Consider the following 19819-nt stretch of genomic DNA (forward strand, 5'->3'; position numbering starts at 1 on the left):
AGCCCGGAGGCGGTCGCGGTCGCCTACCTCCGGCCGGGCGTCCACTCGGCGCCGTCGAGTTCGCGGTGGGTGAAGGGAACGGCGTCCTCGCCGCTGTAGCTGGCGACGAGGTGGCCGTCGCCCTCGAGGTAGTACTTGTACGTGGTGAGGCCCTCCAGTCCGACCGGGCCGCGGGCGTGGATCTTCCCGGTCGAGATGCCGACCTCCGCGCCGAGCCCGTAGCGGTAGCCGTCCGCGAACCGCGTGGAGGCGTTGTGGAAGACGCTCGCGGCGTCGACGCCCGTCATGAACGCCTCCGCAGTCTCCGCGTCCTCGGTGAGGATCGACTCGGTGTGTTTCGAGCCGTGGTGGTTGACGTGTTCGACCGCGGCGTAGGTGTCGTCGACGACCCTGATCGACAGTTCGAGGTCGCCGTACTCGGTGTCCCAGTCGTCGTCGGTCGCGGGGTCGACGTCGACGACCTCCCGGGTCCGCTCGTCCCCGCGCAGTTCGACGCCCGCTTCCTCGTAGCGCGCGACGAGGCCGGGGAGGAAGTCGTCCGCGACGGACTCGTGGACGAGCAGCGTCTCGACGGCGTTGCACACCGCCGGGTACTGGACCTTCGCGTCGAAGGCGACCTCCTCGGCCATCTCCAAGTCGGCCGCCTCGTCGACGTAGACGTGGCAGATCCCCTCCGTGTGGCCCAGCACGGGGATCTGCGTGGTCTCCTGAATATAGGAGACGAACTCCGAGGAGCCGCGCGGCATCACGAGGTCGACGCGGTCGTCGAGTTCGAGGAGCCGGTCGACCTCTTCGTGGGCCTCGATGAGCGCCGCCCACCCGTCCGGCAGGTCCGCGGTCGCCTCGACGATCGCCTCGTGGAGGACCCGGTTCGACTCGCTGGCTTCGCTGCCGCCCTTGAGGACGACGGCGTTGCCGGACTTCAGCGCGAGCGCCGCGATCTGGACCAAGGCGTCGGGGCGCGACTCGAACACCGTCGCGACGACGCCGATCGGGACGGCGACCCGGTACAGCTCCAAGTCCTCGTCGAGCTCGCGCGCCGACAGCGTCTCGCCGAGCGGGTCGTCCTGCTCTGCGACGGACTCGACCATCGACGCTATCTCCTCGACCTTCGTCGCGTCGAGCTTCAGGCGGTCGACGAGGGCCTGCGTGTACTCGCCGTCCGCGAGCATCGCCTCGGCCTCCTCGACGTCGACGGCGTTCGCCGCCAAGATCTCGGCCTCCCGCTCGCGGATCTCGTCGGCGATCGACCGAAGCGCCTCGTTCCGCGTCGCCTCGTCGGCGTTCGCGAGCCGCAGGGCCGCTCGCTCGGCCCGGCGTGCCAGTTCGTCGGTGCTCCCTTCCACGTCCGTGGTGTGGCTCTCACTCATGTTCGTCACCCGTCTTCGGCACGAATAGCGTGCCCGTCGGCTTACCCGCTGCGATCTGCGCTAACACGTCGCGTTCGGCCGATCCCGCGATGATCGCCGGGATTCCGTTACGGCTCACGTCGTGGGCGCCCTCAACCTTCGTCCGGATGCCGCCGAAGTCCGTCTCGGTGCCGTCGCCGACGATCTCGCGGAGCCGCTCGTAACCGTCGTCGACCGCCTCGATCAGCTCCGCGCCGTCGTCGCGCTTCGGGTTCCCGGTGTAGACGCCGTCGACGTCGGTGAGCGTCACGAGGAGGTCGGCGTCGAGCCCGATCGCGATCGACGCCGACAGCATGTCGTTGTCGCCGATCCGTAGCTCGTCGGTCGCCACCGCGTCGTTCTCGTTGACGACCGGAACGACCCCCCACGACAGCAGCGTCTCGACGGTGTTGGTGAAGTTGTCGAAGCGCTCGGGCGCGTCGAGGTCGGTCCCGGTCACGAGTATCTGCGCCACGTCCTGGTCGAACCGCTCGAAGCTCTGCGTGTAGTGACGCATCAGCAGCCCCTGCCCCACCGTCGAGAGCGCTTGGCTCTCCGCGATGGAGTCGACGCCGTCGCGCGACTCCGGCCCCTCGTCGAGCCGGCCCGTCCCGGCGCCGACGGCCCCCGACGACACCAGCACGATCTCCGTGCCGCGCTCGCGGAGGTCCATCACGTCGGCGACGAGCTTGTCGAGCTTCACGCGGTCGAGCCGGGAGTCCTCGTCGGTCAGGGAGTTCGTTCCCGCCTTGACGATCACGCGGTCGGCCGCGGCCGCCTCCCGTCGGGCCGCCTCGACCCGCTCGCCGTCGGTCGCGCCGACCCGCTCGACGCCCGCGTCTTCAGGCATCGTCGAACTCCGCGGCGAGTTCGCGGGACCGGCGCTCTGCGGCCGCGACGGCGTCCTCGACCGCCGCGTCGGCGTCGCTGTCCCACAGCACGTCCATCCCCTCTATCGTCGTCCCGTTGGGCGAGCAGACCGCGTCGATAAGTTCGTCGACGCTGCGGTCGTCGCGCAACACCGTCTCCGCGGCGCCCTTGAACGTCTGCGCGGCCAGCGTCTCCGCCTGCTCGGGGTCGAGCCCGCTGTCGATCCCGCCCTGCTTCATCGCGTCGATCAGGTAGAAGGTGAAGGCGGGTCCGCTGCCGTTGACCGCCGTCGAGACGTGCATCAGCGACTCGTCGACCTCGACGAACTCGCCGACCGCGTCGAGCATGGCGCGGACCTCGTCGGTGAGGCCCTCGTTCGTCGCCGCCGCGGCCATGTCCCCAGTCTCCGCCGCGAGGTTGGGCATGATCCGGACGACGGGCGCCTCCGTGCGCTCGGCGACGAACTCGCGGGGGAGCCCCGCGGCCAGCGTCACGATATGCTGGTCAGCGCGGAGTTCCAGGTCGTCGAGGACGGCCGGCGCCACGTCGGGCTTCACCGCGAGGACGACGATGTCGGCGTCGCGCGCCGCCGACACGTCGTCGGTCGTCTCGTCGACGGCGTCTTCGATCGCGGCGAGCGCCTCGGGGTCGAGGTCGATCGCCGTGAGGTGGTACCCCTCCGCGCGGGCGAGGCCCCGCAGCAGGGCGCCCCCCATGTTCCCGCAGCCGATAACGCTCACTCGAGTCATTTGCCTCTACGGAGGCGGTCGGGGGGCATACCAACTGCGGTTTTCGCAATTTTCCGAGACCGGCGGCCAGTCGGCCGCTCGGCGCCGCCTACAGCAGCTCCGCGTACAGCGAGCGGTACCGGTCGGCGATCGCGTCGAGCGCGAACGCCTCGCTGCGTGCGGCGGCGGTCGCGCCGAGTTCCGCCCGGCGGTCGGCGTCGCGAAGCTCGTCTATCGCGTCGACGAACCCCTCGACGTTGTCGCCGGGGGCGTCGGTGACGCCCGCGCTCGCGGCGCCGTCTCCGCCGCCCTCGCTGTCCACCTTCAGGCACTCCTCGCCGGCTTCCAGCCACGAGAACGTCTCGATGTCGCGCACGACGAGGGGTTTCCCGGCCGCCATCGCCTCCAGCAGCGCGATCCCCTCGTTCTCCTCGTGGGTCGGGAAACAGAACACGTCGCCCGCGGCGTACGCGCCCCGGATGTCGTCGACGAACCCCGTGAACGTACAGTTCGACGGCGCCTCGTCGATGAGTCGCTTCGTCTCGCGGCCCTTCAGCGACCGGTCGACGTGGCCGAACCACGCGAAGTCGACGTCTGGCATGCGGTGGGCCGTCTCGACGAACGTCTCCAGCCCCTTCCGCTTGATCACGTGGCCGACCATGAACACCGTCGGCGGGTCGAGGTCGTAGCGCTCGCGGTACTCCCCCTCCAGCGACTCGAACCCGTCGAGCTTCTCGCGGTCGACGCCGTTCGAGACGACCGTCGTCGGCACGTCGGTGTATCCGCGGATCACGTCGCGGTTGTACTCCGAGGGGCAGACGAGCCGGTCGGCGAGCCCGTACGCGCGCCGGAGGTACGGCTTGAGGGGGCGCGCGAGCGCGTTCGTAAATCGGAAGCTGTCGCCGAAGTCCTCGGCGGTGACGTGCGTGTGCGCGACGACTGGGATGCCCGCCTTCCGAGCGCGGCGCGCGTACCAGACCGAGCGCGGCCCCATCAGATTGAGGTGGAGAACGTCGGCGTCCAGCGTCGGCTCCGTGGTGTACTCGATCCCCGCCAGATCGAACATCTTCCGCTGGTGGTCGACGGACGCCGCCATGCCACCGGTGACGTGCTCCTCGAACTCGAAGTAGTGGCTGACCTTCATCGGTGGAGGACCGCTCGCGGCCGCCGCGCTGCGTCGGTGCCTTCGGCGCCGTTCCGGCCGATCACTCGACTTCCAGCCACGGGACCTCCATCAGCGCGGGGATGTACGTCTCGATGTGGTGCTCCCAGACTCCCTCCTCGCCGAACGCCTCGCCGTGGTCCGCGGTGACGACCACGTCGCCGTCGAGTTCCTCGACGAGTTCCGACACGCTCTCCAAGGCGATCCGGAGGTTCTCCTCGTACATGCTCAGGGCCGTGACGCGGGTGCCGTCTTTCACGAGGTCCTTCGGGTCGAGTTCGAGCCACAGGCCGGCCTTCTGCGCGAACTCGCTGTCGTCCAGCCGGCTCTCGATCTTCGGCCGGACGGTGTCGCTGAGCGAGGAGAGCAGCCCGCCGTCGTCGTCGCCGGCACCGTCGGCCGCCTCTTCCTCTCCCTGCTCTCTGATCCCCTTCTGTATCTGCTTGAGCTTCTGTCCCTTCCCGCGGGAGAGGTAGGGGGCGTGCGGCTGCATGTAGTGGAGGACGGTCCGGTCGGCGCGCTCGACGGCGTCCTGATTGCGGTGGAACGCGTCCGCGAGCCCTTCCGGCGGGACCGTCCCGAGGTCGTCGTCCCAGTCAGTCTTCCAGACGTCGTGGATGTCGCTGATGTGCTCCGAGGCCGTCCACTCGTAGTCGCAGCTGGCGCCCCACTTCAGCTCGTTCAGCGGGATCCCGAGGTCGTTGATGAACGGGTTCCCGGAGAAGTACGCGATGTCGTGGTCGCCGGTGAACGTGCGGTAGGCCCACTCCGGCGTCGACGAGCCGACGCTCTCGCGCTTTTCGAGCGTCCCGTCGAGGTACTCGTCGTACACGTCCGCGAACACGTCGTACCGGCACGCGTCGAGCACCAGACAGTAATCCCACTCCGACTCGAGGAACCGCTGGTCTTCCATTGGGTGGGTCGTCGGCCCGGCGGTACGTATGTATTCTCATTCTTGCTACCGGGCGGCGCGCCCCGCGGCTCGACGCGAACCGCGGGCCCGCGAGGGGAGGAGAACCTCAGGGAGAGGCGAAAATCCGGCCCCGCGGCGGCCGCGAAGCAGACGTTTCAAGTTCGCTACCGACCCACCCCGTCTATGGAAGGCCCACAACGGCGCGCGCTGATCCTCGGGGCGGGCGGCGCGGTCCTCCTCCTCGCGGTGCTGTTCGTCGTCGTCGGGGTCGACCGCGTCGTCGACGCGCTCGCCCGCGCCGATCCGACGCTCGTCGCGGCGGCCGCCGGGCTCGGCCTCTGCTGGCTCACGGCGTGGAGCCTCATGCTCCGCGCCGTGTTGGGCGCGCTCGACGTCGAGATGTCGGTCTGGACCGCGTTCCTCGTGTACAGCGGCGCCGCCTTCGCGAACAACGTCACCCCGTTCGGACAGGCGGGCGGCGAGCCGGTCGCCGCGGCGCTCATCTCGAAGGTGGGCGAGGCGCGGTACGAGACGGGGCTCGTGGGCATCGCGAGCGTCGACGTGCTCAACGTCGTCCCCTCGGTGTCGCTCGTGTTCCTCGGCGTGGGGTCGTACGCGGCCACCACCGCGGTCGGCGACCGCGTCGGGTTCGCCGTCGCGAGCGCGGTCGCGCTGATCGCCGCCATCGTCTCTGCGATCGCCTTCGTCTGGCGCTACCGCGTCGCCGTCGTCGACCGCGTCCCGGGCGCGATCGGCCCGTTCCTCGGCCGGTTCGACCGGTTCGACGCCGAGACGATCGAGGCCGGGCTCGCCGACCGGCTGGGGAACTTCTTCGCCGACATCGAGCGCGTCGGCACCGACCGCCCGCGGCTCCTCGGGATCGTCGCGCTCTCGCTCCTCGGCTGGCTCTTTCAGGCGGCCGCGCTCACGGTCGCGTTCGCCGCGATCGGTCACCCGATATCGCCGCTGATCCCCGTCTTCGTCGTCCCGCTGTCGTACGTGGCGGGCGCGACGCCGCTCCCCGGCGGACTCGGGGGTATCGAGGCCGCGCTCGTCGGCCTGCTCGTCCCCACGACCGGCGTCGCCGCCTCTGCGATCACCGCCGCAGTCCTTGTCTTCCGCGGCGCGGTCTACTGGCTCCCGATGGTGATCGGCGGCGCGTCCGCCTCCGCGCTGGGCGTGGAGGCGTTCGAGTAGTGGTTTCTCCGGTTCGAGTAGGGCGTGGGGCTCACGGGCGTTCGGTTTACACCGAGCGACGACGCAGCAGCGCGCCCAGCGCGAACGCCGCGCTCCCGAGCGTGAGCGCGAGGGCGAGCGCGACGACCGGGCCGAGTTTGAGTCCAGCCAGCAGTTCCGCGCGGGGGTCCAGAGCGACCGCCGACGGACGCGGCACCGCGTGCCCGCCGTCGCCGAGCGTATCGCCGTGGGCGAGCGCCGCGAGCGGCGGGACGACGAAGATCCAGAGGCTCGCGAGGAACACCGATCCCCAGCCGGCGAGGAGGCCGCTCCGGTGACGGCCGGCGTACCCGGCCGCGACGACCGCGACGCCGACGAGAGCCGCCCAGAGCGGGTACCGCCCGGCGGTCCGTATCGGCTCGACTGGGAGCGCGATCAGGGCCGACGCGGCGACGGAGGCGACGGCGACCGCGCCGAGCGCGCGGGTGGCGGTCCGGCCCGTGCCGACGAGGGCGTTCGAAGGCACGGTTCGCGCTTGCGGCGGGAGGCAAAAAGCGCTCTGGCGACGCCGAGAGATCGCAGTCACGCGCGGCGGCGGACCCTCAGAAGAACAGCCAGAGTATGAGCAGCGCGTACAGCGTCACGAGTGAGATGAGCGTCAGGCGGATGAGGATGTTGACGCTGAACACGAGCCCGTTGTAGTCGTTCTTCAAGAGCTTCACCGGCTCGGTGCGGCGGCTCTCGAACCCGACCGTTGCGGGCGCGACATCGTCGACGGCGCGGTCGACCGCGCGCTCGATGGCGTCGGTGTCGGACTCGCGCATGTTCGCAAGCTCGTGGATCGACGCGTGCGTGTCGGTCGAGAAGGGGATCACCGCGTCGAACTCGTCGCGGTACGCGTCCGCGGTCGCCCGCACGTCCGGGGTGAGCCCGTTCGTGTCGACGCCGATCCAGAGGACCTCCTGCCCGTCGACGGACTCGACCATCGCGAGCGCGTCCTGTCCGGTCCGCGACACCTCGAACCCGGCGGCGTAGTCGTCGACGAGGGGCGCGTCGGCGAGCCGGTCGCGGAAGTCGTCGAACGCGCGCTTCAGGCGGTCGGCCTCGGCGGAGCCGTACTGTATCTCGACGTCCGGCCCGTTCTGGATGTCGTGCCTGTGCTGGTCGATCAGCAGCACCTCGTCGTGGTCGACGTCGCGCATGAACACGCCGGTGTCGTAGTCGTCGATCCCCTCTCCGTGGAGGACGATCACTTCCTTGTCGCCGATCCGGCGGCCGTGGAATCTGACGTCCGCGTACCCCTCCCGCTCGCCGTAGGACTCCGTGACGAGCCGGGAGGCGCGGTCGGTCAGGTCCGGCGCCGCGACCGCGTCGAGGATCCGCTCCGCGTCCGCCGGGTTCGAGAGGTCCTCCTTGTGGGTACACGGGACGTGGAAGAAGAACCCAGTCGAGCCGTCCGCGGGGGTCTCGACTCCGCCGTCCGCGGTGCCCCCGCCGTCGCCGTTGAGCGCGTCGATCAGGTTCCCGCTCAGCTGGCCGCCGCCGAACCCGCCGAGCGGACCGGGGTGGACCCACGGCGCCGCGACCGTGAGGCGGTCCCCGTTGTCGACCGCGAACGTCTCCACGGACGGGCGGGCCTCGACGCCGAGGTCGAGCGACTCCCGGTCGTTCCGGAGCAGCCCGGAAGTGAGCGCGAACGCGGAGACGTCGGTGTTGCTCCTGATCAGGTAGTCGACGACGACGAGGACCAAGACGAGGAAGCCCGCCGCGATGAGCAGCGAGGCGAACGCGAACACGTGGCGGTACGTCGAGAAGCCGAAGTCGCTGCCGCCGAGCGCGTAGAAGGCCGCGATGAGCAGGGCCGGTTCGGCGAGCGACGCGAGGAGAATGCGGTCGGAGCGGTCGATCCCCGTCGAGACGACCAGCACGAGGATGTTGATCAGGTACAGCGTGATGAAGCTCAGCCAGATGATACTCCACGCGTTCCCGACGTTATCCGCCCCGGAGAGCACCAGTGCGTACACGAACAGGACGAACTGTGCGGTGAGCGCGAGGAAGTAGCTCCACGACCGGGGGTAGCCGTCGAGGACGCGTGGGAACAGCTCCGCGGCGACGACGAACGGGACGAAGAAGATGAGGACGGCGACGGGGACGATGCGAGACGGGTCCGGAGCCAACGGCGTGAAGAGCGTCAGCGCCGCGACCGTCGCGCTCCCGTATACGGCGCTGAGTAGGACGAGCGCGGCCGCCTGAATCCGGAGCCGAGGCACCGAGAACACGAATCGCTGGAATGCGTCGACGTTGTCCGCGCCCATCTACGCGGTCACCCCGTATATCGACTCGAGCTCGTCTATCGTCTGTTCCACCGAGAACCGCTTGACCGCGGAGCGGGTGTCCCTGTCGCCGTCGAGGCAGTCGCGGACCGCGCGCTCCATGTCGTCGAGGTCGCCGAACGCGAAGCGGGCGCCGTTCTCGGGACCGATCGTCTCGTCGAACGGCGCTACGCCCGCGGCGGCGACCGGGGTGCCGCAGGCGTTCGCCTCCAGCGTCGAGAGGCCGAGCGTGTCGCAGGTCGACGCCGTGACGAAGACGTCGAGCGCGGCGTAGAAGCCGGGGAGTTCCTCCCGCGGGAGGAAGTCGTGGAACCGGACGTTCTCGGGCGCATCGGCCTCCAACTCCGCGCGGACGGGACCTTCGCCGACCAGTTCGAACCGGACCTCGGGGAGCCGCTCGGCGAGCCGCAGGATCTCGTCGACGTTCTTCTTGTGGGTCATCCGGCCGCTGTACCCGACCACCGACGCGTCGGGCGCGGTCGGGCCGCCGTCGGTCGCGAGCGCGGCCACCCGGGCGCCCTCGCGCGGGCGGAACCGGTCCATCTCGATCCCGACGGGAAGCTGGTACGGCTCCACGTCGCGACGGATCCGCGAGGTCGAGGCCGTGACGCAGTCGAACGCCTTCAGGAGGCGGTTCTCGTAGCCGACGTACGCCCGTCCGGCCAGCGACGCGAGGCGCTCCGACTTGAGCCCCTGAACGAAGTAGTCCTCGACGGGGGTGTGGTGGGTGTACACCGATCTCGCGCCGTACCGCTTCGCGTACCGGAGCCCCATCAGGCCGGTCGATGCCGGGCCGTGACAGTGGACGATGTCGAGGTCTGGGAGCGTCGACAGGCGGCGGTAGGTCGGGAGGCGGTACTGTCGGTAGAAGGGGTTCGGCAGCGACGGGACCGGTATCTCCCGCTCGTCCGGCTCGTGGCTGCTCTCCGGATACACGACGTACACGTCGTGGCCCCGGGACTCGAGGCGGTCGCGCCACGCCTGAATGGTGTAGGTGACGCCGTCGATGCCGGGGAAGTAGCTGTCGGTGAAGAAGCCGATGTTCATGGTCGCGTCTGTCGGTCGGGGGGGTGCCGGCGGCCGGAGCCGGCGCAGAGGGGGCTGTCGGCGGGGACTGCGCCGGCCGGAGCGGGGCTCGGGTCGTCGTCCGCGCCGACGGCTACTGCGAGTACCACGGTTGTTCGCCGAGTTCATCACCTGACCGCTTCAACATTTTCATTTCCGGAGACGGCGCTCCGGGGCCGGCAGCGGGCGGAGCGCGCCGACCCCGCGCGCTTAATCCGTCGGCCCCCGAATCGACGGGCATGATCACGACCGACCGCATGGCGGCCGTCGACGCCAACGCGGCCGCGCTCGGCGTGCCCCGGAAACAGCTGATGGAGTCGTCCGGCAATGCGATCGCCCGCGAGGTGCGGGCCGTCGCAGAGCCCGGCGCGACCGTCCCGCTCGTCTGCGGCCGCGGGAACAACGGCGGCGACGCCCTCGTCGCGGCCAGGTTCCTCGACGAGTACGACGTCGCGGTCGCCCTCCTCGGCCGCCCGGAGACGATCCGGACGGACATCGCGCGAGAGAACTGGGAGGCCCTCGAAGCAGCCGAGATACCGGCCGAGACCGTCACGGACTCCCGCGATTTCGACCTCACCCGTCCCGACGGCGACGATCCGGACGTGATCGTCGACGCGATGCTTGGCTCGGGCGTCTCGGGCGGCCTCCGCGAACCGGAGCGGACCGCCGCGGCGGCGATCAACGCGAGCGACGCGCCGGTGGTCGCGGTCGACGTTCCCTCCGGAATCGACGCCGACACGGGCGAGCCGACGGGGGGGTCGGAGTCGACCGCCGACGGCGGAGAGGCGGTCGCCGTGAACGCCGACCGCGTGGTGACGTTCCACGACGAGAAGCCCGGGCTGGCCTCGCTCGACGCCGAGGTCACGGTCGCCGACATCGGGATACCCGCCGCCGCGGAGCGGTTCACCGGGCCGGGCGACCTGCTCGGACTGGACCGCGACCCGGACTCGCACAAGGGCGACAACGGCGAGGTGCTGATCGTCGGCGGGGGGCCGTACACCGGCGCGCCGACGCTGTCGGCGCTCGCCGCGCTCCGCGCTGGCGCCGACCTCGTCCGGGTGGCCTGTCCCGAGTCCGTCGCGAGCGAGGTTCAGGGGTTCTCCCCGAACCTCATCGTCCGCGCGCTGCCGGGCGACCGCGTCGGGCCCGCCCACGTCGACCGGGTCGCGTCGCTCGCGGCCGGGGTCGACACCGTCGTCCTCGGGCCGGGCTTCGGGGGCGGCGACGGGACCGAGGCGTTCGTCCGCGGGTTCCTGACGGCCTACGCGGGCCGTGCGGTCGTCGACGCGGACGCGCTCCGAATCGTCCCCGACGTCGACACGGACGCCGACCTGATCTGTACGCCGCATCAGGGTGAACTCGTCGGCATGGGCGGCGAGACGGCGTCTGATCCCACCGAACGCACCCAACTGGTCCGCGAGTTCGCGGCCGAGGTGGGCCACACGCTGCTCGTGAAGGGCGCGGTCGACGTGATCGCCGACGGCGACGACGTCCGGCTGAACCGCACCGGGAACCCCGGGATGACCGTCGGCGGGACCGGCGACGTGCTGGCGGGGACGGTCGGCGCACTGGCGGCCGTGACCGAACCGTTCCGCGCGGCCGCAGTCGGCGCGTACGTCGTCGGGCGCGCGGGCGACGCGGCCGCCGAGGCGAACGGCAGCGGACTGGTGGCGACGGACTTACCCGACCGGCTGCCGGAGGCGATGCGTAATGAGTGAGGAGGAGGAAAACGGCGGGGGCGCCGGACCGAGCGCGGATTCCGCGGGGACGGACGCGCTGACCCACACCGACGACTCCGGCGACGTCCAGATGGTCGATGTCGGCGCGAAGCCCGACAGCAGCCGGCGAGCGGTCGCTCGCGGCGAGATCCGGCTGACGCCGGAGACGGTCGCCGCGGTCGAGGCCGACGCGGTCGAGAAGGGCGACGTGCTCGCGACCGCCCGGATCGGTGCCGTTCAGGCCGTCAAACACACGTGGGAGACGATCCCGATGTGCCACCAGATCCCGATCACGAACGTGGACACCGAGTTCGCGGTCGGCGACGACCGGATCGAACTGACGGTCGCGGTCGAGACCACCGGGAAGACGGGCTGCGAGATGGAAGCGCTGGAGGGCGTCACGACCGGCCTCAACACCGTCTGGGACATGGTGAAGGCGGCCGAGAAGGACGCCGACGGCGGGTATCCGGACACGCGGATCGCGGACGTGGAAGTGGTCGAAAAGCGGAAGGAGCGCGTCGACGCTTAGCCGCGCCCCGGAAGGTTGCCGCGGACCCCGCTCAGCGGTCGAGGAACGGCGGGATCACGACCTCGGCGCGCTTCTCGTCGCCGCGCACGACGACGCTCACCTCGGTGCCGGCGTCGGCGAACGACTTGTGGAGGTAGCCGAGTCCGATCGGCTCGTCGAGCGTCGGGCTCATCGTCCCGGAAGTCAGCTTCCCGACGCGCGTGAGGTCGCCGTCGGTGACGGCGTACCCGTTCCGGGGGACGCCCCGTTCGAGCAGCCGGACCCCGACGAACTTCTCGTCGACGCCCTCTCCCTTCTGGGTCTCCAGCGCGTCGCGGCCGACGAACTCGGTGTCGAGCTTCACGACGAAGCCGATCCGCGCCTCGTAGGGCGTTCTGGGTTCGTTCTCGGGATCGAAGTCCTGTCCGGAGAGCAGGAATCCCATCTCGGTGCGGAGCGTGTCGCGGGCGCCGAGTCCGCACGGTTGCGCCTCGCGGTCGTCGACGAACGCGTCCCAGACGGCCTCGGCATCGTCGGCGGGACACATCAACTCGAAGCCGTCCTCGCCGGTGTAGCCGGTGCGCGCGACCCAGCTTTCGGTGCCGGCCACGGCCGCCGTCGTCGCCTCGAACTTCGAGAGGTCGACGACGCGGTCGCGCGGCGTCGCCTCGTCGAGGGCGTCGGCCGCGTCGGGGCCCTGGACCGCGAGCATCGCCCAGTCGTCGGTGGCGTTGGCGACGGTCGCGTCGAGGTCCCACTCGTCGCGGTGGGCGGTCCACCGGTCGTACATCTGGCCGTCGTGGCCCGCGTTCGGCACGAAGAGGTACGCGGGGTCGCCGCTCGGCGCGTCGAGGTCGCCGTCGTGGGCGTCTTCGAGGTCCGCGAGCGAGGCGGCCGCCTCGCCGGCCGCGGTGCCGTCGGGGAGCCGGTAGACCACAGTGTCGTCGAGCAGCACGCCCTCCTCGTTCGTGATCGCGGCGTATTGGGAGTCGCCAGGGTCGAGCGCGCGGACGTCGTTGGTCGTGAGCCGGTTCATGAGGGCGGTCGCGTCCGGGCCGGACACCTCGACCTCGCCCATGTGCGAGACGTCGAAGACGCCGACCGACTCGCGGACCGCGGCGTGTTCGGTGCGGATCGAGTCGAACTCGACGGGCATCTGCCAGCCGCCGAAGTCGGTGAACTTCGCGCCGCGCGCGTCGTGGGCGTCGTGGAGCGGAGGGAGGCGATCGGTCATACTCGCACCTCTCCGGGACGAACCTAAGGCTTTGTGACATCGGCGGTCCGCTCGGCGAGGGCGTCGCGTCCGGGGCGGTCGTCGCCGGACCCCGGACCGTCCCGTCCGACAGCCTCAAGCGGTCGCCGGTCCCCGTATCGGGCGTGAGCAGCCGTCGCCCCGATCGGACCGGTCTCGTCGCACCCGCGGTCGCGGTCCTCCTGATCGCGCTGCTTCTCGGCGCGCTCGTCGGGACCTGGCCGCCGTTCGTCGCGGTCGAGAGCGGGAGCATGGCGCCCGGCGTCGAGCGCGGCGACCTCGTCGTCGTCACCGCGACCGACCGGGCGCCGTGGGGCGACCTCTCGACCCACGCCGATCCGGAGGCGCCGACGCGCCTCGGCGAAACGGGCGACGTGGTCGTCTACACGGTTCCGGGCGCCGGGGGGAGACCGGTGTTCCACCGCCTCGCGTTCCCCGTCGAGGCCGGCGAGGACTGGACGGAGCGCGCCGACCCGTCCCTCCTCGCCGGCGACTGCGCGGAACTGACGACGTGTCCCGCGCCCTACGACGGGTACGTCACGCGCGGCGACGCGAACGGGCTGTACGACCAGAGCGCCGGCATCGCGCCGGTCGTCCCCGAGGAGTGGATCGCCGGCAAGGCATTGTTCGCAGTGCCGAACCTCGGCTGGATCCGCGTGGGGATCGACGCGGCGGCAGCCCGGTACGGCGGCGTCGCGACCGGTGTCGTCCTAGTCGGATCGGCCGGGCTGGCCGGCGGAGTCGGCGCGCTACTTTTGGGTGGGCTTCGGCGGAGAGGACGGCGGTAAATCGGCTCTGTGGCAGGGGAGATACGCTGTTTAAATACTCGGAACGGCAGCGGAGATACTGATAATCAGCAGTGCGGTCGGCGCGCGCCTCCGAGTGGCCGCAGGCCACGAGTAGTGAGAGACCGGAGGTCTCTCAGACAGCCGGCGGCGAAGCCGCCGGCGAGAGCGCGTGCGAGGGAGGCGCGGTCGCCGGAGCAACGCGGAGGCGACCGCAACGAGGCTGGGGAGGTGTGAGGTGCGGGGCTGTGCGGTGCGGGGTGGGACTCAAAGGGGCAGTCGCGAGGACAGCACAGGCGACGCAAGCACCGCAGGAACGAGCGTAGCGAGTGACAAGGAGCGCAGCGAGCGTGTGCTGTCCTCGCGACTGGGGCTTTGTCGGTGTCCTCCGCGGTGGCAATAACGTGGTACTAAGCGGCTGATGCGTTAGAAGCGCTCACCGTGGAACCGTCGCCCGTTTATAAAATTCGTCCGACGAAACCACTTACCCGCTATTTTGTTGAGGCCGATTCGGCGTCCGTCTCGTCGCCGTCACGTCCGGCAGCATCGTCCTCGTCACCGTCGAGCGTCACCGACCCGTTGGCGGCGTTCCGCAACGCGTCCGAGCGGCCGAACTCGCCGGGCGCGATGGCGAGCGTCCGGATCCCGTAGCCGTTCGCGGTCTCGACGACGGGCTTGAAGTCCGTATCACGGGAAGCGATCGCGAGGGTGTCCATCCGGCCCTCGGCCGCGAACCGCGCGGCGTCGACCGCGAGCTTCACATCCACGTCGCCGCTCGTGATCACGACCTCGAAGCCGCGCGCCTCGGCGGCCTGAATGAGCCCCGGCGTCGCGTGCTCGTCGAGGTAGAGCCGGGTGATCACCAGCGGGCCCTCGGCCTCGCCGGCCCGCCGCACGTCGTCGAGGTCGACGTCGAACTCCTCGCGCAACACGTTGGGGCCGTCGACGAACAGCGCCACGCCGCCGGCGTCTACGTCCGTCACGCCGTCCGCGTCCCTCACGGATTCGGCGGTCGGCTCGCCCTCCGGCCCGTCGCCTCGGTCCATGGCCGCCCTTCGCCGCCGCCGGGAATAGGTATGTTGATCCGCCGCGGTCTCGGAGCGGTCGTCCCAGAACCCGTCTCGATACGTCGCGTGTACAGTAATCGACCGAATTCCTCACGATCGTTGAGGAGTTTAACACCTTATATCGATATTACGACCTGACTCACGTCCGTAGTGGGTATACGGAGAATTGAAGTAGGGTGTCCAAGAATAACGAGATAAGATGTCACAATCGAACGCGTACACCGTCATTTCCGCACAGAACGATCATGATTGTACCACGGTACGTGCCCATCCGCGCAACGAGACGTACCACGTCGTCGAGTACGCCGACGAGGACGCCCGCGAGCGCGTGGCCGACCTGCCGGTGGGCTCGGTCGTGAAGATGGAGCTGTCGCGCGCCGGCCGCCGCAGCAACGTCTGGTGCGCCGAGTCGGTCAAGACCGCGCAGACCGACGGCGGGACGAGCGACGCGTAATCCGAGTGGACCGCGGTGAGGTGGAAATTCGGATTTGTTGAGATCCTCTAGCATAAGTGACCGACTGCGTTGCGGAGAACACCGGCAAAACCCCTGCCGCGAGGACTCGCGCGGCTCGCTCCGGTCCTCACTCGGTCGCTCACTCCGTTCGCTCTCTCGTTGTGGTCCTTGCGCCGCCGCGCTTCGCCCTCGCGGCAGCGTGGCGCGACGCGCCACGAGCAACCGGCGGCGGAGCCGCCGGTGACTGCTCATTTGAGTCCCACTCCGCCCAGCACAGCACCGCAGCCTCACGCCTCCCCAGCCTCGCCGCTCGCTCCCTCCGGTCGCTCGCGGCGTCCCTCGCGCGTACCCCTCGCGCCCGATGGGCGCTCGGAGGCACGCGCCACGGCCTATGTTAAATCCGAAAACGACTGCTTGTTTCGTCTATAAGTCCCGCGTAAGTCGCGGGTTCGTCACTGCGCCGTCCGCGGCGGAGGCGAAGTCGCGGCCGTACTTCGCGAGGATGCCGCCCTCGTATGGCGGTTCGGGCGCGTCCCACGCCTCGCGTCGCTCCTCCAACTCCTCGTCCGAGAGGTCCACCTTCAGGTCGCGTTCGGGGATGTCGACGGTGATGTGGTCCCCGTCCTCGATGAGGCCGATCGGGCCGCCCGCGGCGGCCTCGGGCGCGACGTGGCCGATCATCGGGCCGCGGGTGCCGCCCGAGAAGCGGCCGTCGGTGAGCAGCGCCACGTCGTCCTCGTGGCCTGCGCCGACGACGGCGGCGGTGACGCCGAGCATCTCGCGCATTCCGGGCCCGCCGCGGGGCCCCTCGTTGCGGATGACGATCACGTCGCCGGACTCGATACCGCCCGACTGGACGTACTCCATCGCCGCCTCCTCGTTCTCGAACACGCGGGCGGGCCCCTCGTGGTAGAACTCGTCGTCGCCGGTCACCTTCAGCACCGAGCCGTCCGGCGCGAGGTTGCCGTCGAGGATCTTGATCGCGCCCTCCTCCTCCTTCGGGTCGTCGACGGTGTAGAGGAAGTCGGCCTCGATCGCCTCGTCGTCAGGCAGGTCGCCCTGCTCTTCCAGCGCCGCGATCTCCTCGGCGAGCGTCCGACCCGTCACGGTCATCGCGTCGCCGTGGAGCAGGTCGGCCTCCAGCAGGCGCCGGAGCACGACCGGCACGCCGCCGATCTCGTGGAGGTCGTTCATCACGCTGGTCCCGCCGGGCTGGAGGTCCGCTATCTTCGGGGTGCGCCGCGATATCTCGTCGAAGTCCTCGATCGAGAGGTCGACGTCGGCCTCCCCCGCGAGCGCGAGCAGGTGGAGGACGGCGTTCGTCGACCCGCCCATCGCGGTCTGGGCCGCGATCGCGTTCTCGAACGACTCGCGCGTGAGGATGTCCGAGGGGCGGCGGTCGTTCTCGATACAGTCCATCGCCAGCTCGCCGGCGCGCTCGGCGACCGCGTAGCGCTCCTCGTCCTCGGCGGGCGGGGAGGCGGAGCCGAGCGGCGCCAGCCCGAGCGCCTCCGAGAGCGACGCCATCGTGTTCGCGGTGAACATCCCGCCGCAGGAGCCCGCGCCGGGGCAGGCGTTGCGCTCCAAGTCGTCGAGCTCGTCGGCGTCCATGTCGCCCTGCGCGTACGTGCCGACGCCCTCGAACACCTGGACGATGGTCACGTCCCGGCCGTCGTGTTGGCCGGGCATGATCGAGCCGCCGTAGAGGAAGACGCTGGGGAGGTCGGTCCGGATAGCGGCCATCATCATCCCGGGGAGGTTCTTGTCGCAGCCCGCGACCGTCACCAGCGCGTCCATGCGCTCGCCGAAGGAGACGAGTTCGACGGAGTCGGCGATGACCTCCCGCGAGATGAGGCTCGCCTTCATCCCCTCGGTCCCCATCGAGATGGCGTCCGAGATGGTGATCGTCCCGAACTCGATAGGCATGCCGCCCGCGGCGTCGATGCCGTCGAGCGCGGCGTCCGCCACGTCGTCGAGGTGGACGTTACACGGCGTGATGTCGGCCGCTGGGTTCGGCACGCCGATGATGGGCGAGGAGAGGTCCTCGTCGTCGAACCCCATCGCGCGAAACATCGCGCGATGCGGCGCTTTGTCCGGCCCCTCGGTCACCTCGCGGCTCCGCAGTTCTCCTTCTTTTCCGCCGGCGAATCGGTCCGTGTCCTCCCGGCGACGCCGCCGCTCGTCGTCGTCGGATTTCGGCTGCTGTTCGCTCATACCCGACCCTGTCGCTCGGGGGTCTTAAACGACCGCGTCGGGGCGAGGGTTGCTCGGTGAGACGAACTGGTTCGGGGCGGGGTTGCCGACCGATCGTCTCTCACACTCGCGCCTTCAGTTCGACCCGGTAGCCGAAGGGGTCGCGGACGTACACCGCGCACGCCTCGCCGGTCGCACCGAGCGGCGAGTCGAGCGTCTTCTCGACCGCGACCCCGGCGTCCGCGAGTTCAGACTCGATCTCCTCGACCGACTCCTCGACGACGACCGCGACGTGGTCGTAGTTCGTCTTCGTCGGCGCCTCGAACTCGCCGGTCGGCCACAGGTGGATCACCGCGGTCGCGGAGAGCCGCACGTCGAAGAACGGCTTCTCGCCGGCCGCGTACAGCGCGTCCTCGATGCCGAACCCGAGCGCCTCGCCGTAGAACTCGCGGGCGTCGTCGGCGCCGCCCTCGGGGATCCGGAGATTGACGTGGTCGATGTGGCGTGCCTTCACGGGGGTCAGTTCGGGATCCGGGCGCAAAAGTCGTTGGGCGGAACGACGTTCGCCGCCGAACCGCGACGGCGTGTCGACCGGCAACGGCGGAGCGCGCTCCCGCGCCACGCGAACGGTCGCGAGGTATTTATGGACAAACGTGTGGTTATTACACATGACTACTCTCGAACCCCTCGGAACCGCGCCGCTGATGGGCGGCATGGCCGGTTCGGGGATGGCGGGCGGGATGGGCGGCTGGATGGTCCTCTTCCCGCTCATCGCGCTGCTCACCGTCGCGGCGCTGCTCGTCGTGGGCGTCGTCGGAATCAGGTCGCTCGCGAACGAGACCGACGACGGATCGACGCAGAGTGAGCCCGACGAGGACCCGGTCGAACGCCTTCAACGACGGTACGCGGAGGGGGAGCTCAGTGAGGCGGAGTTCGAACGGGCGCTGGAGCGGGAACTGGAGTCCGAGGAGACGGACGGGATCGAGACGGAGCCTCCACCGGAGACGGACAGGACCGGAACGGCGGAGCGGGAGCGGTAAGCGAGTGTCGAGTGAGGGGAACGGCGACCTCGGTCAGGCGAACGCTTCGAGGATCCCGGCACCGTCCGTGCTGCGACCGAGGTCCGGCAGCGTGGCGCGCTCCGGGTGCGGCATCAGCACGGCGACCGTCTCGCGCTCGCCGAGGACGCCGGCGACGTTGTCGGTCGACCCGTTCGGGTTCGCGGTGTCGGTGACGTTGCCGTCGGCGTCGCAGTAGCGGAAGAGGACGCGGTCGTCGGCGACGAGGTCGGCGTGCGCGTCCTCGCTTATCTCGAAGCGACCCTCGCCGTGGGCGATGGGGACCTCGATCACGTCGCCCTCGTCGTAGGCGGCGGTCCAGGGCGTGTCCGCGCGCTCGACGCGCAGGTGGACCGGCTCGCACTGGAAGCGCGCGGAGGCGTTCGTGGTGAACGCACCGGGCGTCAGCCCGGACTCGGAGCCTATCTGCGCGCCGTTACAGATCCCGATCACGGGGACGCCCGCCTCGGCCGCCGCGCGGACCTCCGCCATGACCGGGTCGCGCGCGGCCATCGCGCCGGCGCGGAGGTAGTCGCCGTAGGAGAACCCGCCGGGGAGGACGATCCCGTCGGGGTCGTCTGGGAGGCCGTCCTCGTGCCAGACGCGCTCGGCGTCGACGTCGAGGTGGTCGAGGGCGCGGACAGCGTCGCGGTCGCAGTTCGAGCCGCCGAATTGGACGACGGCGACCGTCACGGCGCCCACCCCGCGTGGGCGGCCGCGACCGCTGTGTCAGGGCGCGTCGCGCCGGTGACGATCGGCGTCGTCTCGACGACGGCGACCGTCATCGCTCCGCGACCGCCACGTCGTAGTCGTGGATCGTGGGGTTCGCGAGCAGCCGCTCGGCCATCTCGTCGGCGCGCGCGGCGGCCTCGTCGGCGTCGGCGGCGTCGAGGTCCACCTCGAACCGGTCCGCCGACCGGAGGTCGGACAGCTCGAACCCGAGCCGTTCGAGGGCCTGCTGGGTCGTCTCGGCCTCCGGGTCGAGGACGCCCCGCTTCAGCCGGACCGTCACCGTCGCCGTGTACGCGGTCATACCCGTTGGTGCGGAGTCGTGTGTAAAAACCGTTTTGGAACGCCGTTTATAGGCACGTTCGTGGATACCGATCGGTCGTTCGTGCGGGAGGCAGGGACCGCACGGAACGAAAGGGG

At 70.3% G+C, this 19819-nt stretch carries 20 protein-coding genes; 6 read left to right on the forward strand and 14 right to left on the reverse strand.

Going from position 1 to position 19819, the window contains the following annotated elements:
• Window positions 1–23 precede the first annotated feature (23 nt).
• The 5 genes from C463_RS07405 to C463_RS07425 form a co-directional block, all read right to left on the reverse strand.
• Window positions 24–1370, reverse strand: a complete 1347-nt coding sequence (locus tag C463_RS07405) for a glutamate-5-semialdehyde dehydrogenase (protein WP_008442458.1) — start codon at window positions 1368–1370, stop codon at window positions 24–26.
• A complete protein-coding gene (gene proB / locus C463_RS07410; protein ID WP_008442459.1) occupies window positions 1363–2238 on the reverse strand; it encodes a glutamate 5-kinase in 876 nt (291 codons plus the stop codon). The genes C463_RS07405 and proB overlap by 8 nt, the downstream gene beginning before the upstream one ends.
• On the reverse strand, window positions 2231–3007 hold the full coding sequence (proC, locus tag C463_RS07415; RefSeq protein WP_080510791.1) for a pyrroline-5-carboxylate reductase: 777 nt from the start codon (window positions 3005–3007) through the stop codon (window positions 2231–2233). Before proC ends, proB begins: the two co-directional genes overlap by 8 nt.
• 88 nt (window positions 3008–3095) lie before the next feature.
• The gene (locus tag C463_RS07420; RefSeq protein ID WP_008442463.1) at window positions 3096–4130 is read right to left on the reverse strand and encodes a glycosyltransferase family 4 protein; all 1035 of its coding nucleotides are present in this window, start codon (window positions 4128–4130) and stop codon (window positions 3096–3098) included.
• Window positions 4131–4191: 61 nt separating this feature from the next.
• A complete protein-coding gene (locus tag C463_RS07425) occupies window positions 4192–5061 on the reverse strand; it encodes a hypothetical protein (protein WP_008442464.1) in 870 nt (289 codons plus the stop codon).
• Between the two features lie 183 nt (window positions 5062–5244).
• On the opposite strand from C463_RS07425, the gene C463_RS07430 reads away from it, so the two are divergent.
• Entirely contained in the window at window positions 5245–6258 is a 1014-nt protein-coding gene (locus C463_RS07430) for a lysylphosphatidylglycerol synthase transmembrane domain-containing protein (protein WP_008442466.1), read from the forward strand.
• A gap of 46 nt (window positions 6259–6304) precedes the next feature.
• Here C463_RS07430 and C463_RS07435 read toward each other — a convergent pair whose 3' ends face one another.
• The 3 genes from C463_RS07435 to C463_RS07445 form a co-directional block, all read right to left on the reverse strand.
• Window positions 6305–6763, reverse strand: a complete 459-nt coding sequence (locus C463_RS07435) for a hypothetical protein (protein WP_008442468.1) — start codon at window positions 6761–6763, stop codon at window positions 6305–6307.
• Window positions 6764–6839: 76 nt separating this feature from the next.
• Entirely contained in the window at window positions 6840–8552 is a 1713-nt protein-coding gene (locus C463_RS07440; RefSeq protein WP_008442469.1) for a DUF2070 family protein, read from the reverse strand.
• Entirely contained in the window at window positions 8553–9617 is a 1065-nt protein-coding gene (locus tag C463_RS07445; protein WP_008442470.1) for a glycosyltransferase, read from the reverse strand.
• 257 nt (window positions 9618–9874) lie between these two features.
• Between C463_RS07445 and C463_RS07450 the strand changes: the two genes are divergently transcribed.
• Both C463_RS07450 and moaC read left to right on the forward strand, forming a co-directional pair.
• Window positions 9875–11353, forward strand: coding sequence for a bifunctional ADP-dependent NAD(P)H-hydrate dehydratase/NAD(P)H-hydrate epimerase (locus C463_RS07450; protein ID WP_008442472.1), 1479 nt, complete (start codon window positions 9875–9877; stop codon window positions 11351–11353).
• Complete coding sequence (gene moaC, locus C463_RS07455; RefSeq protein ID WP_008442474.1) at window positions 11346–11882, forward strand: cyclic pyranopterin monophosphate synthase MoaC; 537 nt, start codon at window positions 11346–11348, stop codon at window positions 11880–11882. The genes C463_RS07450 and moaC overlap by 8 nt, the downstream gene beginning before the upstream one ends.
• A gap of 31 nt (window positions 11883–11913) precedes the next feature.
• On the opposite strand, the gene C463_RS07460 is transcribed toward moaC, so the two are convergent.
• Window positions 11914–13095 (reverse strand): glycine cleavage system aminomethyltransferase GcvT, encoded by a 1182-nt coding sequence (locus C463_RS07460; RefSeq protein ID WP_008442475.1) that lies wholly within the window; start codon window positions 13093–13095, stop codon window positions 11914–11916.
• A 143-nt stretch (window positions 13096–13238) separates the two neighbouring features.
• Between C463_RS07460 and C463_RS07465 the strand changes: the two genes are divergently transcribed.
• A complete protein-coding gene (locus C463_RS07465) occupies window positions 13239–13901 on the forward strand; it encodes a S26 family signal peptidase (RefSeq protein ID WP_008442476.1) in 663 nt (220 codons plus the stop codon).
• A 488-nt stretch (window positions 13902–14389) separates the two neighbouring features.
• Here C463_RS07465 and C463_RS07470 read toward each other — a convergent pair whose 3' ends face one another.
• Entirely contained in the window at window positions 14390–14944 is a 555-nt protein-coding gene (locus C463_RS07470) for an NYN domain-containing protein (protein WP_008442477.1), read from the reverse strand.
• Window positions 14945–15164: 220 nt separating this feature from the next.
• Here C463_RS07470 and C463_RS07475 point away from each other — a divergent pair, with 220 nt between their 5' ends.
• A complete protein-coding gene (locus tag C463_RS07475) occupies window positions 15165–15419 on the forward strand; it encodes a hypothetical protein (protein WP_008442478.1) in 255 nt (84 codons plus the stop codon).
• 423 nt (window positions 15420–15842) lie between these two features.
• Here C463_RS07475 and ilvD read toward each other — a convergent pair whose 3' ends face one another.
• Window positions 15843–17633: a dihydroxy-acid dehydratase gene (gene ilvD / locus C463_RS07480; RefSeq protein WP_008442479.1), complete on the reverse strand. Its 1791-nt coding sequence runs from the start codon at window positions 17631–17633 to the stop codon at window positions 15843–15845.
• Between the two features lie 100 nt (window positions 17634–17733).
• The gene (locus C463_RS07485; RefSeq protein WP_049905666.1) at window positions 17734–18126 is read right to left on the reverse strand and encodes a VOC family protein; all 393 of its coding nucleotides are present in this window, start codon (window positions 18124–18126) and stop codon (window positions 17734–17736) included.
• Between the two features lie 154 nt (window positions 18127–18280).
• Between C463_RS07485 and C463_RS07490 the strand changes: the two genes are divergently transcribed.
• On the forward strand, window positions 18281–18652 hold the full coding sequence (locus tag C463_RS07490; protein WP_049905667.1) for an SHOCT domain-containing protein: 372 nt from the start codon (window positions 18281–18283) through the stop codon (window positions 18650–18652).
• Between the two features lie 33 nt (window positions 18653–18685).
• On the opposite strand, the gene purQ is transcribed toward C463_RS07490, so the two are convergent.
• Together purQ and purS are read right to left on the reverse strand one after the other, a co-directional pair.
• Window positions 18686–19363, reverse strand: coding sequence for a phosphoribosylformylglycinamidine synthase I (purQ, locus tag C463_RS07495; RefSeq protein WP_008442482.1), 678 nt, complete (start codon window positions 19361–19363; stop codon window positions 18686–18688).
• An 88-nt stretch (window positions 19364–19451) separates the two neighbouring features.
• On the reverse strand, window positions 19452–19703 hold the full coding sequence (gene purS / locus C463_RS07500) for a phosphoribosylformylglycinamidine synthase subunit PurS (protein WP_008442483.1): 252 nt from the start codon (window positions 19701–19703) through the stop codon (window positions 19452–19454).
• Window positions 19704–19819: the final 116 nt, after the last annotated feature.

This window comes from Halorubrum californiense DSM 19288 (assembly GCF_000336875.1).
GTDB classification, from domain to species: domain Archaea; phylum Halobacteriota; class Halobacteria; order Halobacteriales; family Haloferacaceae; genus Halorubrum; species Halorubrum californiense.